The organism is Bordetella genomosp. 11 (genome assembly GCF_002261215.1).
Taxonomy (GTDB): Bacteria; Pseudomonadota; Gammaproteobacteria; order Burkholderiales; family Burkholderiaceae_B; genus Bordetella_C.
Genome location: NZ_NEVS01000001.1, coordinates 159427 through 171467 on the forward strand (window position 1 = coordinate 159427; position 12041 = coordinate 171467).

General features: G+C 66.8%; 16 protein-coding genes. 2 read left to right on the forward strand and 14 right to left on the reverse strand.

All coding sequences use genetic code 11. From position 1 onward, the window contains the following. Window positions 1–192: 192 nt before the first annotated feature. Window positions 193–651 carry a large conductance mechanosensitive channel protein MscL gene (gene mscL, locus CAL28_RS00710; RefSeq protein ID WP_094839513.1) on the forward strand — a complete coding sequence of 153 codons (459 nt, stop codon included), beginning with the start codon at window positions 193–195 and terminating at the stop codon, window positions 649–651. Window positions 652–686: 35 nt separating this feature from the next. Here mscL and CAL28_RS00715 read toward each other — a convergent pair whose 3' ends face one another. Further along, window positions 687–1463, reverse strand: coding sequence for a Nif3-like dinuclear metal center hexameric protein (locus CAL28_RS00715; RefSeq protein ID WP_094839514.1), 777 nt, complete (start codon window positions 1461–1463; stop codon window positions 687–689). A gap of 18 nt (window positions 1464–1481) precedes the next feature. Here CAL28_RS00715 and CAL28_RS00720 point away from each other — a divergent pair, with 18 nt between their 5' ends. Next, the gene (locus CAL28_RS00720) at window positions 1482–2648 is read left to right on the forward strand and encodes a S1C family serine protease (protein WP_094839515.1); all 1167 of its coding nucleotides are present in this window, start codon (window positions 1482–1484) and stop codon (window positions 2646–2648) included. Here the strand turns inward: CAL28_RS00720 and CAL28_RS00725 are convergent. The 13 genes from CAL28_RS00725 to hisD all read right to left on the reverse strand — a co-directional run bounded on the left by CAL28_RS00725 (window position 2614) and on the right by hisD (window position 11970). Continuing rightward, on the reverse strand, window positions 2614–3033 hold the full coding sequence (locus tag CAL28_RS00725) for a helix-turn-helix domain-containing protein (protein WP_094839516.1): 420 nt from the start codon (window positions 3031–3033) through the stop codon (window positions 2614–2616). The two genes, CAL28_RS00720 and CAL28_RS00725, sit on opposite strands and share 35 nt — an antisense overlap. 70 nt (window positions 3034–3103) lie before the next feature. Continuing rightward, window positions 3104–3844 carry a twin-arginine translocase subunit TatC gene (tatC, locus tag CAL28_RS00730; RefSeq protein ID WP_440588357.1) on the reverse strand — a complete coding sequence of 247 codons (741 nt, stop codon included), beginning with the start codon at window positions 3842–3844 and terminating at the stop codon, window positions 3104–3106. Window positions 3845–3888: 44 nt separating this feature from the next. Then, window positions 3889–4629, reverse strand: a complete 741-nt coding sequence (tatB, locus tag CAL28_RS30255) for a Sec-independent protein translocase protein TatB (RefSeq protein WP_094839518.1) — start codon at window positions 4627–4629, stop codon at window positions 3889–3891. 119 nt (window positions 4630–4748) lie between these two features. After that, window positions 4749–4982: a Sec-independent protein translocase subunit TatA gene (gene tatA / locus CAL28_RS00740; RefSeq protein WP_094839519.1), complete on the reverse strand. Its 234-nt coding sequence runs from the start codon at window positions 4980–4982 to the stop codon at window positions 4749–4751. Window positions 4983–4997: 15 nt separating this feature from the next. After that, window positions 4998–5366 carry a histidine triad nucleotide-binding protein gene (locus tag CAL28_RS00745; protein WP_094839520.1) on the reverse strand — a complete coding sequence of 123 codons (369 nt, stop codon included), beginning with the start codon at window positions 5364–5366 and terminating at the stop codon, window positions 4998–5000. Window positions 5367–5398: 32 nt separating this feature from the next. Then, window positions 5399–5749: a phosphoribosyl-ATP diphosphatase gene (locus CAL28_RS00750; protein WP_094839521.1), complete on the reverse strand. Its 351-nt coding sequence runs from the start codon at window positions 5747–5749 to the stop codon at window positions 5399–5401. Further along, window positions 5746–6150: a phosphoribosyl-AMP cyclohydrolase gene (hisI, locus tag CAL28_RS00755; RefSeq protein WP_094839522.1), complete on the reverse strand. Its 405-nt coding sequence runs from the start codon at window positions 6148–6150 to the stop codon at window positions 5746–5748. Before hisI ends, CAL28_RS00750 begins: the two co-directional genes overlap by 4 nt. A 376-nt stretch (window positions 6151–6526) precedes the next feature. Then, a complete protein-coding gene (gene hisF, locus CAL28_RS00760; RefSeq protein ID WP_094839523.1) occupies window positions 6527–7330 on the reverse strand; it encodes an imidazole glycerol phosphate synthase subunit HisF in 804 nt (267 codons plus the stop codon). Continuing rightward, complete coding sequence (gene hisA / locus CAL28_RS00765; RefSeq protein ID WP_094839524.1) at window positions 7327–8070, reverse strand: 1-(5-phosphoribosyl)-5-[(5-phosphoribosylamino)methylideneamino]imidazole-4-carboxamide isomerase; 744 nt, start codon at window positions 8068–8070, stop codon at window positions 7327–7329. The genes hisF and hisA overlap by 4 nt, the downstream gene beginning before the upstream one ends. Window positions 8071–8160: 90 nt before the next feature. Continuing rightward, window positions 8161–8835 carry an imidazole glycerol phosphate synthase subunit HisH gene (gene hisH / locus CAL28_RS00770; protein WP_094839525.1) on the reverse strand — a complete coding sequence of 225 codons (675 nt, stop codon included), beginning with the start codon at window positions 8833–8835 and terminating at the stop codon, window positions 8161–8163. Window positions 8836–8869: 34 nt separating this feature from the next. Continuing rightward, complete coding sequence (gene hisB, locus CAL28_RS00775) at window positions 8870–9457, reverse strand: imidazoleglycerol-phosphate dehydratase HisB (RefSeq protein ID WP_094839526.1); 588 nt, start codon at window positions 9455–9457, stop codon at window positions 8870–8872. Window positions 9458–9538: 81 nt separating this feature from the next. Further along, a complete protein-coding gene (gene hisC, locus CAL28_RS00780) occupies window positions 9539–10669 on the reverse strand; it encodes a histidinol-phosphate transaminase (RefSeq protein WP_094839527.1) in 1131 nt (376 codons plus the stop codon). Further along, entirely contained in the window at window positions 10666–11970 is a 1305-nt protein-coding gene (hisD, locus tag CAL28_RS00785) for a histidinol dehydrogenase (protein ID WP_094839528.1), read from the reverse strand. The genes hisC and hisD overlap by 4 nt, the downstream gene beginning before the upstream one ends. Window positions 11971–12041: the final 71 nt, after the last annotated feature.

A 12041-nucleotide genomic window follows, 5' to 3' on the forward strand; every position in this document is an offset into this window, starting at 1 on the left:
TAGCGTCCCCCCTCCAGGGGATGTGGATTAAGCACCGGGCCCTGTATCTGGCCTTTTTCGCCCCCCGGCAAACCGGAGGTGTCTTTCCCGCAGCGGCATGCCTCTGCGGTTAATGCTTGATGATACGTAACGTCTTCGCAACCGCGTATTATAGCCTTAGCCCAATGACGGGCGAATCATAGAGGAGCAGCTATGAGTTTTCTGAAAGATTTCCGTAGTTTCGCCGTCAAGGGCAATGCCGTTGACCTCGCCGTGGGGGTCATCATCGGCGCGGCGTTCGGCAGGATCGTCGATTCCCTGGTGAAGGACGTCGTCATGCCGATCATCAACTTCATCCTGGGCGGCGCAGTGGATTTCTCCAATAAATTCATCGTGCTGTCGATGCCGCCGAACTACAACGGGCCCATGACCTACGCCGACCTGACCAAGGCGGGCGCCAACGTGCTTGCCTGGGGCAATTTCATCACCATCGTCATCAACTTCATCCTTCTGGCATTCATCATTTTCTGGATGGTGAAGGCGGTCGCGCGCGCCCGCGCCAGCTTCGAAACCACGCACGACACCCCGGCCGCGGCTCCGCCGGCGGATGTGCAGCTGCTGCAGGAAATCCGCGATCTGTTGAAACAGCAACAGCGCGGTCCGGTCGCCTGAACGCCCGCGGCGGTTTCCCCCACCGCGGGCGACGATCACACCGGGTTATCGATATCGACGAAATCCACGCGGATGCCGAACCGGTCCGCGATGGCCTGGCCCAGCGCCTGGACGCCATAGCGTTCGGTGGCGTGGTGCCCGGCCGCCAGGAAAGCCACGCCGGTTTCCCGCGACAGATGCACGGTCGGCTCGGAGATCTCGCCGGTGATGTAGGCATCGACGCCCGCGTCCACCGCATCGGCCAGCATGCCCTGTGCGCCGCCGGTGCACCAGGCCACGCGGCGGATGGGGCGTTGCGCGTCGCCGATGGCTTGCGGCGCGCGCCCCAGGCGTTCGGCCGCGCGCGCGGCCAGCTGGCCGAAGTGCTCGATGCCGGGCGCGGTGCCCAGCCACACCAGGTTGTCCGGCCCGCAGGTGCGCGGCAGCCCCGCCTCGTCCTGCTCGGGCACCAGGCCCAGGACGCGCGCCAGCTGCGCGTTGTTGCCCAGTTTCGGGTGGGCATCCAGCGGCAGGTGATAGGCGAACAGATTCAGGTCGTGGGCCAGGGCCAGCGCCAGCCGGGTGCGGCGCGGTCCTCGCACCCGCGGGTCTTCGTTTTTCCAGAACCAGCCGTGGTGCACCAGCACGGCATCGGCGCCGCGGTCGATGGCCGCGCGCAGCAAGGCCTCGGATGCCGTCACCCCGGCGATAATATGGCCGATCGACGCCTTGCCTTCCACTTGCAGCCCATTGGGACTGTAGTCCCGGAACCGGCCTGGCTGCAGGGTCTGGTCCAGCCAAGCGGCCAGTTCACGCGTATCGATACTGTTCATTGCTTTGCCTAAGAAATCATGCGTCGACTCTGGCTGATATTCGCCCAAGCCGTCACGGTCAGTCTAGCCATTCTATTCGTGGTCACTACGCTGCGCCCCGATTGGCTGCGCTTGTCCGGCCCCGGTCGGTCTCCGCCGCCCGGAACGCCGGGGCCGGACGTCGCCACGGCACCCGTTGTCCCGCGCCAGGGCGAGCTGACCTTCGCCCCGGCGGTCGCGCGCGCCGCTCCCGCCGTGGTGAACGTCTACACCGCCAAGCATGTCGACGTGCCGCTGATCCCCTTGCCCGACGATCCCGTCATACGGGAGCTTCTCGGCCAATTGCCCAGCGTCAGCCGCCGGCATGAATCCACCAGCCTGGGTTCGGGTGTCATCGTGCAGGAGCGCTATGTCCTGACCAACTACCACGTGGTCGAGGCCGCCGATGCGATCGAGGTCGCGCTGGCGGATGGCCGCGAAACCCGTGCCCAGGTGGTGGGGGCGGACCCGGAAACCGATCTGGCGGTCCTGAAGTTGCCGGAGCACATCGGGACCGTGCCGGTAGCCACGCTAGGCAGCGACGGTTCGCTGAAAGTCGGCGATGTCGTACTGGCCATCGGCAACCCCTTCGGCGTCGGGCAGACGACGACGCAAGGCATCGTCTCCGCCCTGGGGCGCAGCAGCCTGGGGCTGAACACCTACGAGAACTTCATCCAGACCGACGCGGCGATCAATCCGGGGAATTCGGGCGGCGCCCTGATCGACCAGCATGGCAATGTGGTGGGGATCAACACCGCGATCTATTCGCAGTCCGGCGGCTCGCTGGGCATCGGTTTCGCCGTGCCGATCGACACGGCGCGCTCGGTGATGGAGGAAATCATCCGCACCGGCTACGTGCAGCGTGGCTGGCTGGGCGTGGAGCCTCAGGACCTGACGCCGGACCTGGCGCGCGCCTTCAAGCTGGGCAATTCGCGCGGCGTGATCATCGCGGGCGTGATGCGCGACGGCCCTGCCGGGCGCGGCGGCCTGCGTGTGGGCGACATCGTGTTGAGCATCGACGGCAACGATGTGCGCAATACGTCTTCGATGCTGGCGATGATCGCCCTGCTGCCGCCGGGGCAGGAGGTGACCTTGTCCGTGTTGCGCGGTGGCCGCGAGAGGGAACTGAAGGTCAAGGTCGGCGTGCGTCCCCAGCGGCCCCGCTAGGCCGATCCGCCAGCATGCGCACCAGGGCGACCACGTGGCGCCGCTCGGCATCGGACAGCTTGGCCATCAGCATGTGAAGTTCGGCGGCATCGCCGCCGCCCTGCTGATGGTGAGGATGTATCGTGCCGCACTCCTGCGGCCGCGGCTGCCGGGCGGCGAGCACGGTGGCGTGCAGGCCAGCTTCGCCTTCGCTCAGCCACAGGACGGTGGTATCCAGCGTACGCGCAAGGCGAGTCAGCGTGCCCAGGGCCGGCAGGTAGCCGGGGTCGCGTGTCAGGATGCGGTGGATGGAGGTTTGCGGCACGCCGGACAAGCGTGCCAGTTGCCGTTGGCTGCGGATGCCGCGCCAACGCATGAGAGTTCGCAAGCGGTCCGCCATGGTCATCCACGCAATGTACGATTGCGGTTCTGATGACTCAAGGTGAATCGGTCTCGTTTCTGGCGGTTCCTGGCGTTTACTGCCGCTCGGTGAGCGCGTTCTCGCTTTCCTTGTCCTTGTCGGGCTTGGTGATCATGCGCGCGCAGATGAGTCCGATCTCGAACAGCAGGCACAAGGGAACGGCCAGCATGAATTGGCTGACCACGTCCGGCGGCGTCACGACGGCGGCGATGATGAAAGCGCCGACGACGACATAGCCACGCGCGCTACTGAGTTTCTTGACGTCGACGATGCCTGCCTTGACCAGCAGGACCACGGCGACGGGGACCTCGAAGGTGATGCCGAAAGCCAGGAACATGGTCATGACGAAGCTCAGGTAGGCTTCGATATCCGGGGCCGGCGTGATGGACTGCGGCGCGAAGGTCGCGATGAAGTGAAAGACAGTCCTGAAGACGACGAAATAGCAGAATGCCATTCCCGCCAGGAACAGGAAGGTGCTGGAAACGATGAGCGGCAGCGCCAGGCGCTTCTCGTGGCGGTAGAGCCCGGGCGCGACGAAGGCCCAGGCCTGCCACAGCACCACGGGCAGGGATAGGACGAAGGCCGCCATCAGCGTGACTTTGACGGGCACCATGAACGGCGTGATGACGCCGGTCGCGATCATGCGGGTGCCTTGGGGCAGCGACGCCAGCATGGGCCGGGCGAGCAGATCGTAGATCTTGGCCGCACCGGGGAAAAAGAACAGGATGACGAAAATAACGCCTATGACGGCTACCGCACGCAGCAGTCGCGTGCGCAGCTCGATCAGGTGAGACATGAAGCTGTCTTCCTGCAGCTCTTCTTCTTGTGGCAGTTCCTGGCTCACGTTGTGCTACCGGTAGGCGTTTGTGATTTGGGCGTCGCGTCGCTGGCGGCGGGCGACGACGGCGGGGTCGATGCCGGCGGCGCCGGTGTGTGAGCCGGTGATGCCGTCGCCGACGAGGCGGGGGTGGCGGAGGCGGCCGTCGGCGATGCGGATGGTGTCGCAGCCGACGTGGTTCCGGTCGATGTGGCCGAAGGCGATGCTGGCGGCGCCGGCGTGGCCGGGGATGCCGCCGCCGGTGCCGACGGAGCGCTGCCCGGTGTGGCACTGTGGGGGGCGGGTTCCGCCGCTATCGCCGGGGAAGCCGCAGGGGTGGCGTTCGTTTCGATGGCGGGCGCCGCTGGCGCGGCATCGGCCGTCGAGGGCGTATCGGCCTGGGCCGCCGGCTCGGTCAATGCCGCGGCGGGTGTGCCCTGCATCGAAACCGCGCTGGTGGCCGCCTTGGCGGCTTCGTCCAACTCCTGCCGCAGCGCCTGCGCGGGTTCGCGCAGGGAAGTTTCGGCATCGCGCAGCGAAGTCTGCACCGACTGCGCGGCCGTTTCCATGTCGGTCTTGAACTTGCGCAGCTCGTCCAGCTCGATTTCGCGCCGGATATCGCTCTTCACGTCGTTGACGTAGCGCTGCGCGCGCCCCAGCAGATGTCCTACCGTGCGTGCGACCTTGGGGAGGCGTTCCGGTCCTATGACGATCAGCGCGATGACGCCGATCACCATCAGTTCTGTGAAACTGACATCAAACATACGACGGCCATGAAAGAGAGGAGATGCCCTTTCCGTCCCGGTATGGCACGGCGGCGGGCAGCGGGCGTCGGGCGCAGGCAGGGCGGCCGCCTAAGCCGCCGCCTCGCCGCGAGCCGGGATCACGAATGCGTTTTTTCCTTGGCCTGGACGTCGATGGTTTCGCCGGAAACGCGTTGTTGGTGGGCCGGATCCACCGGATCGGCCGGGTCGCCATTGGCGTCCCGCATGCCTTCCTTGAAGCCCTTGACGGCGCCGCCCAGGTCGCTGCCGAAGTTGCGCAGCTTCTTGGTGCCGAAGATCAGTGCCACGATGACCAGAACGATCAGCCAATGCCAGATGCTAAAACTGCCCATGACGGTTCTCCGTGTTCATGCGTTCGGGGCTACGCGGCCTTTCCAAGGACGCGAACCGCCAATAATGTGGAAATGCAGGTGGGGGACTTCCTGTCCGCCTTCCGCGCCGGAATTGGCAAGGAGGCGGAAGCCGCCTTGTTCCCCCGGGTTGCAGCCGTTTTCCAGCGCCAGACGCGGGGCCAATGCCACCATTCTACCCAACCAGCCGGCGTCCTCCGCGGTTATGTCCTGCATGGACGCGATATGGCGGCGAGTGATGAGCAGCAGGTGGACCGGCGCGGCGGGATTGATGTCGTGGAAGGCCACGAATTCATCGTCCTCGTAGACCTTCTTCGAGGGGATCTCGCCGCGGCTGATTTTGCAGAAGATACAGTTGTCGCTCATGGGTCTCGCTCCGTATATCCGTGGCGGCGCCGTCAGTCGGCGGGCCGGGCGGCTTTCTCCGCCAGTCCCGACAGGCCTTCGCGTCGCGCGAGTTCCGCCAGGACGTCCTCCGGGCGCAGATTGTAATGAGTCAGGGCTACAAGGCAATGAAACCAGAGATCGGCCGTCTCGCTGACGATGCGTTCGGGCACGCCGTCCTTGGCGGCCATGACCAGTTCCGTGGCTTCTTCGCCGATCTTTTTCAGGAAGGCGTCGGGTGCCTTGGCCAGCAGCTTGGCGGCGTAGGACGTGGCCGGATCGCCGCCCCGGTCGGGACGGCGCGTAGCCAGGGTATCGGCGATGCGCGCCAATACCGCCGTACTGCGCGGATCGATGTCGCTCATTTGTAGATCAGCTCCGGGTCCTTCAGGACCGGGTCGGTGGTTTCCCAGTGGCGTTCGCCGCCCTGCCCGTCCAGCCGGCGGAAGAAGCAGCTGGCGCGGCCGGTATGGCAGGCGATGCCGCCTTGCTGGTCCACCTTGAGCAGCACCACGTCGCCATCGCAGTCCAGGCGCAATTCCTTCACCTGCTGCGCGTGCCCGGATTCCTCGCCCTTGCGCCACAGGCGCTGGCGCGAGCGCGACCAATAGACCGCGCGCCCGGTGGCGGCGGTTTCGGCCAGCGATTCGCGGTTCATCCAGGCGACCATCAGGATCTGCCCTGTCTGGGCATCCTGGGCAATGGCGGGTATCAGGCCCTGCGCGTCGAAAACGACGTCAGCCAGCCAAGCGGGTTCGTTGCTCATAAATCCATTATCCATCCAAGCACGCCACAAGTCGCCCGCTCGTGACGGTAGCGCAGCGCGTCGGGGGTGGAACAACCCACCACACCGCCACGCAAAAAACAGGTGCCGCCAATCGGGGACGCCGAGGATCCGGCTCCGCCGGTCCTCTGGCGTCGCCCCCTTGAGGGGGAAGCGCGCAGCGCTTCGGGGGTGGGCCTTCCCTCACGCAAAAAACGGGTGCAGCCGACCCGGGACGCCGAGGATCCGGCTCCGCCGGTCCTCTGGCGTCGCCCCCTTGAGGGGGAAAGCGCGCAGCGCTTTCGGGGGTGGGCCTTCCCTCCGGTCCTCCAGCGTCGCCCCCTTGAGGGGGAAGCGCGCAGCGCTTCGGGGGTGGGCCTCATACCCTCACTTCGATGCCCAGGCCGGCCATGTAGCGCTTGCATTCCTGAACCGTGTGCTGGCCGTAGTGGAAAATGCTGGCGGCCAGGACGGCGTTGGCACGGCCCAGGGTGACGCCTTCGGCCATGTGCCGCAGCGAACCGACACCGCCCGAAGCGATGACGGGCACCGGCACGGCATCGGATACCGCCCGCGTCAGGGCCAGGTCGAAGCCGGATTTCGTGCCGTCCTTGTCCATGCTGGTCAGCAGGATTTCGCCGGCGCCATATTCGGCCATGCGGCGCGCCCATTCGATGGCGTCCAGCCCGGTGGCCTTGCGGCCGCCGTGCGTGAACACTTCCCAGCGATCGGTGCCGTCTTCCGTGCTGACGCGGCGCGCGTCGATCGCGACCACGATGCACTGCGAGCCGTGATAATCCGCGGCCGCGCGCACCAGTTCGGGCTCCGCGACGGCCGCGCTGTTGATGCTGACCTTGTCGGCGCCGGCGTTCAGCAGGCGCTGGATATCGGAGACCTGGCGCACGCCGCCGCCCACCGTCAGGGGAATGAAGACCTGCGAGGCGACCTGCTCGATGATGGGCAGGATCAGGTCGCGGCCGTCGCTGGTGGCGGTGATGTCCAGGAAGGTGAGTTCGTCGGCACCCTGTTCGTTGTACCGGCGCGCGATCTCCACGGGATCGCCGGCATCGATCAGGTTGACGAAGTTCACGCCCTTGACGACGCGGCCGGCCGTCACATCCAGGCAGGGAATGATGCGCCGCGTCAGCGTATTGGCGCAGGCGCTCTGGGCGATACTGTTCATGGCTTCGCCAATTCGTCCGCGCGGGTTTGCGCGTCCTGGAAATTCAAGGCGCCCTCGTAGATGCTGCGGCCAAGGATGGCACCTTCGATACCTTCCTCTTCGACCGCGCACAGCGCTTCGATATCCTGGATGCCCGCGATGCCGCCCGAGGCGAAGATCGGGATGCGGACATGCTGCGCCAGCCGCACGGTGGCGTCGACGTTGACGCCGGAGAGCATGCCGTCGCGGCCGATGTCGGTGTAGATGATGGCCTCGCAGCCATAGTCCTCGAACTTGCTGGCCAGGTCCAGGACGTCATGGCGCGTCAGCTTGCTCCAGCCGTCGGTCGCCACCTTGCCGTCGCGGGCGTCCAGGCCGACGATGATGCTGCCGGGGAAGGCGCCGCAGGCGTCGTGCAGGAACCCGGGGTTCTTGACCGCGGCGGTACCGATGATCACATAGGAAATGCCGTTGTCGAGATAGCGCTCGATGGTGTCGAGGTCGCGGATGCCCCCGCCGATCTGGACGGGAATGTCGTCGCCGACCGCATCGACGATGGCCTTGATGCTGGCTTCGTTGCGCGGTTTGCCGGCGACGGCTCCGTTCAGGTCGACCAGATGCAGACGGCGTGCGCCCTGTTCCAGCCAGTGGGTGGCCATGGCGGCCGGGTCTTCGGAGAACACCGTTGCATCGTCCAGGTCTCCCTGGCGCAAGCGGACGCAACGCCCGTCTTTGAGGTCGATGGCGGGGATCAGCAGCATAGTGATAACGCGCGTTGGTAAGTCGGTTGTTGGAACGGGTCGGGCAAACCGGCGCGACGGTTGGGTTCGCACCGGGTGCCGGGAATCAGGTCAGGGGCGCCAATCGACAAAATTCCTGTACAGGCGCAGGCCGTGTTCGGCGCTCTTTTCCGGGTGGAACTGCACCGCGAAAATGTTAGCTGCCGCCACCGCGCAGGTAAAGGAACCGCCGTAATCGGTTTCCCCAACGGTCAGGGCGGGGTCGGCCGGTACGGCGTAGTAACTATGAACGAAATAGAAATGCGTGCCGTCCGGAATGCCTTCCCAGATTGGATGAGAGCGTGTTTGGCGTACTTTGTTCCAGCCCATGTGCGGAACTTTCAGGCGTTCGTCGGCGGCCGCGGTCGTGGCGGGGTCTTCGTAGGCGCCGATCGGCGGGGCGTACTGGGCGCCGCTGAAGCGATGGACCACGCCGGGAAAGATGCCCAGGCAGATGGTCGGGCCTTCTTCGCTGGTGTCGAACAGCATCTGTTCGCCCACGCATACGCCCAGCAGGGGCTTGGTGCGCGCGGCGCGCACCACCGCTTCGCGCAGGCCGGATTCGTTCAGCGTGCGCATGCAGTCCGCCATCGCGCCCTGGCCGGGAAAGACCACGCGGTCCGCCGCGTCGATGTCGGCCACGGTGTTGGAAATACGGATGTCGGCGTCCGGGGCGGCGGCGGCCAACGCGCGCGCCACGGAGTGGAAGTTGCCCATGCCGTAGTCGACGATAGCGATGGAAGTCACGAGATGTCTGCCTGCGTATTCGTAGGATCGCCGATTACAGCACGCCTTTGGTGGAAGGAACGACGCCCTGGCTGCGCGGATCGCGCTCCATCGCCATGCGCAGCGCGCGGCCACAGGCCTTGAAGATGGTCTCGCACTGGTGATGGGCGTTGCGGCCGCGCAGGTTGTCGATATGCATGGTGACCAGGGCGTGATTGACCAGGCCCTGGAAGAATTCGCGCGTCAGGTCGACGTCGAATTCGCCGATGCGGGCGCGCGTGAACGGCACATTGAATTCCAGGCCGGGCCGGCCGGAGAAATCGACCACCACCCGCGACAGCGCTTCGTCCAGCGGGACGTAGGCGTGGCCGTAGCGCAGGATGCCCTTTTTGTCGCCGATGGCCGCGGCGATGGCCTGCCCCAGCGTGATGCCGACATCTTCCACCGTGTGGTGCGCGTCGATGTGCAGATCCCCTTCGGCCTTGATGTCCAGGTCGATCAGCCCGTGGCGCGCGATCTGGTCCAGCATGTGGTCCAGGAAGGGCACGCCGGTATCGATGGACTGGCGGCCCGTGCCGTCCAGGTTGACCGCCACGCGGATGCGGGTTTCGTTGGTGTTGCGGGTGATGTCTGCGGTGCGCATGGTGGTCTGTCTGTTGCGTCGGTGGCTTGGGGTAAGGCGTTAGGGTCCGGCGCGGTTGGTGTAAGCAAAAAAAGGCGGGCGTCAGCCCAGGATGTCGCGCAAGGCCGCGATCAGGGCGGCGTGTTCGTCGGGCGTGCCCAGCGAGATGCGCAGGCAGTCGCGCAGCGCGGGATCGCCAGGGAAGGCGCGAACCCGTATTTTGCGCGTTTTCAGGGCTTGATGCACGGCGTTGCCGCCCATCTTGCCGGAAAAGCGCGCAAGAAGGAAGTTGGCGGAGGACGGATGGACGGTCACGCCGGGCAGTGCGGCAAGTTCGCGGGCCAGGCCATCGCGCGAAGCGCGCAGGCGGGCGGCCTGCTCATCCAGCACGGCCTTGTGGCGCAGCACGGCCAGCATGACGGCTTCCGTCAGTACGTCGACATTGTAGGGTGGGCGCAGCTTGTCGATTTCGGCGATCCAGGGGGCGGGGCCGGCCAGGTAGCCGAAGCGCAGGCCCGCCAGCCCGATCTTGGAGACGGTGCGCAGCACCACCGCATTGGCCAACCCGGCGGCGCGCGGCATCCAGGTGCCGTCGGCGAAGGGTTGGTAGGCTTCGTCGATCACCACCAGCCCGGGGGCCGCGGCGAGGATGGCCTCGATGGCGTCGTCCGCCCAGCGTCCCCCCGTGGGATTGTTCGGAACGGCCAGGAAGACCACCTTGGGCCGGTGCGCACGGATGGCCGCCAGCATGGCCGGCAGGTCGAGTTCGAACGCCGCCGTCAGCGGCACGCCCACGAAGCGGGCATGGTGAAAGCGCGCCGACATGTCGAACATCACGAAGGACGGCACGGGTGACAGGACGGTATCGCCCGGGCTGCAGCAGGCCTGCACGACCAGGCTGATCAGTTCGTCGGAGCCGTTGCCGAACAGCAGCGCGGCGTCGTCCGGCACGCCGAACGCGGCGCGCACGGCGCTCTCCAGGGCGTCGTGCCGTCCCGCCGGATAGCGGTTCAGCGGCGTGGCCCGTGCCGCGGCGGCGATGGCGTCGCGCACGACGTCTGGCAGCCCGTAGGGATTCTCCATCGCATCCAGCTTGATGCCGTCGTCCTCGTGCCCGACGGCATAGGCCGAGAGGGCCAGAATATCGGGCCGGATGGTCGTGGCCGCCCGTTCGGCCGCCGTGAGCGCCCGCCCGTCCGCGGCCGGGCGGCGGCCGGGCTCGGCGGCATTCATGCCTTGTCGAGCCGGTATTGGGCGCTGGCGGCGTGCGCCTGGAGCCCTTCGCCCAGGGCCAGGTCGGCCGCGATGCGACCCAGCGTCTGCGCGCCCTGCCGCGAAACCTGGATCAGGCTGGAGCGCTTCTGGAAATCGTAGACGCCCAGGGGCGACGAAAAGCGCGCCGTGCGCGAGGTCGGCAGCACGTGGTTGGGCCCGGCGCAGTAATCGCCGAGCGATTCGGATGCATAGCGGCCCATGAAAATCGCGCCGGCGTGGCGGATGCGTTCGACCCATTTTTCGGGGTCGTCCGTGGAAATTTCCAGGTGCTCGGGCGCGATGTCGTTGGCGATGTCGCAGGCTTCCTCCAGGCTGCGCACCTGGATCAGGGCCCCCCGCTTGCCCAGGCTTTCGCGCAGGATGTCGGCGCGGGGCATGCCGGGAAGCTGGCGGTCGATGGAGGCGGCGACCTCGTCCAGATAGGCGGCGTCCGGGCACAGCAGGATGGCTTGCGCCAGTTCGTCGTGCTCGGCTTGGGAGAACAGGTCCATGGCGATCCAGTCCGCCGGCGTCCGTCCGTCGCAGATGACCAGGATTTCGCTGGGGCCGGCGATCATGTCGATGCCCACGGTGCCGAACACGCGGCGCTTGGCGGCCGCGACATAGGCGTTGCCGGGGCCGACGATTTTGTCCACGGCGGGAATGGTGGCCGTGCCGTAGGCCAGCGCCCCGATCGCCTGGGCGCCGCCGATGGCGAAGGCGCGGTCCACGCCGGCGATGGCGGCCGCGGCCAGCACCATCGGGTTGCGCAGGCCGTCCGGCGTGGGCGTGACCATGATGAGTTCCGCCACCCCGGCCACCTTCGCGGGTATGGCGTTCATCAGCACCGACGACGGATAGGCTGCCTTGCCGCCGGGCACGTACAGCCCGACACGGTCCAGGGGAGTGACCTTCTGGCCCAGCATCGTGCCGTCGGCCTCGGTGTAGGTCCAGGTCTGGGCGCGCTGTCTTTCGTGATAGGACCGCACGCGCTGCGCGGCGGCCTCCAGGCCCTGGCGCTGGGCGGCCGGCAGCGATTGCAGGGCCGCTTGCCAGCTGTCGCGCGGGATCTCCAGCGCCTGCGCGCTGGCGACCTCCACGCGATCGAAACGCCGGGTGTATTCGAGCAGCGCATCGTCGCCCCGATGCCGCACGGCCGCCAGGATATCGGCCGCGGCGCGGTCGATGGATTCATCCTGGGAGGCCTCGAAGGCCAGCAGGGAAGACAGGGCGGACGCGAAACCGGGATCGCGGGAATCGAGGCGGTTGATGGTGGTCATGGAATACCCCCTTCGGGGCGTATAAGGCCGCGGACCGGGCGGAGGGCGGCGAAACGGGACAGGGCGCGGAT

Bases quoted from the DNA above. Each gene is read 5' to 3' on its own strand.
- hisI (WP_094839522.1), bottom strand. From the start codon at position 6,150: ATGAGCAACGAACCCGCTTGGCTGGCTGACGTCGTTTTCGACGCGCAG.
- hisC (WP_094839527.1), bottom strand. From the start codon at position 10,669: ATGAATGCCGCCGAGCCCGGCCGCCGCCCGGCCGCGGACGGGCGGGCG.
- hisA (WP_094839524.1), bottom strand. From the start codon at position 8,070: ATGCTGCTGATCCCCGCCATCGACCTCAAAGACGGGCGTTGCGTCCGC.
- tatC (WP_440588357.1), bottom strand. From the start codon at position 3,844: ATGTCTCACCTGATCGAGCTGCGCACGCGACTGCTGCGTGCGGTAGCC.
- CAL28_RS00750 (WP_094839521.1), bottom strand. From the start codon at position 5,749: ATGAGCGACATCGATCCGCGCAGTACGGCGGTATTGGCGCGCATCGCC.
- hisB (WP_094839526.1), bottom strand. From the start codon at position 9,457: ATGCGCACCGCAGACATCACCCGCAACACCAACGAAACCCGCATCCGC.
- tatB (WP_094839518.1), bottom strand. From the start codon at position 4,629: ATGTTTGATGTCAGTTTCACAGAACTGATGGTGATCGGCGTCATCGCG.
- hisF (WP_094839523.1), bottom strand. From the start codon at position 7,330: ATGAACAGTATCGCCCAGAGCGCCTGCGCCAATACGCTGACGCGGCGC.
- CAL28_RS00720 (WP_094839515.1), top strand. From the start codon at position 1,482: ATGCGTCGACTCTGGCTGATATTCGCCCAAGCCGTCACGGTCAGTCTA.
- tatA (WP_094839519.1), bottom strand. From the start codon at position 4,982: ATGGGCAGTTTTAGCATCTGGCATTGGCTGATCGTTCTGGTCATCGTG.
- CAL28_RS00745 (WP_094839520.1), bottom strand. From the start codon at position 5,366: ATGAGCGACAACTGTATCTTCTGCAAAATCAGCCGCGGCGAGATCCCC.
- hisD (WP_094839528.1), bottom strand. From the start codon at position 11,970: ATGACCACCATCAACCGCCTCGATTCCCGCGATCCCGGTTTCGCGTCC.
- CAL28_RS00725 (WP_094839516.1), bottom strand. From the start codon at position 3,033: ATGACCATGGCGGACCGCTTGCGAACTCTCATGCGTTGGCGCGGCATC.
- CAL28_RS00715 (WP_094839514.1), bottom strand. From the start codon at position 1,463: ATGAACAGTATCGATACGCGTGAACTGGCCGCTTGGCTGGACCAGACC.
- mscL (WP_094839513.1), top strand. From the start codon at position 193: ATGAGTTTTCTGAAAGATTTCCGTAGTTTCGCCGTCAAGGGCAATGCC.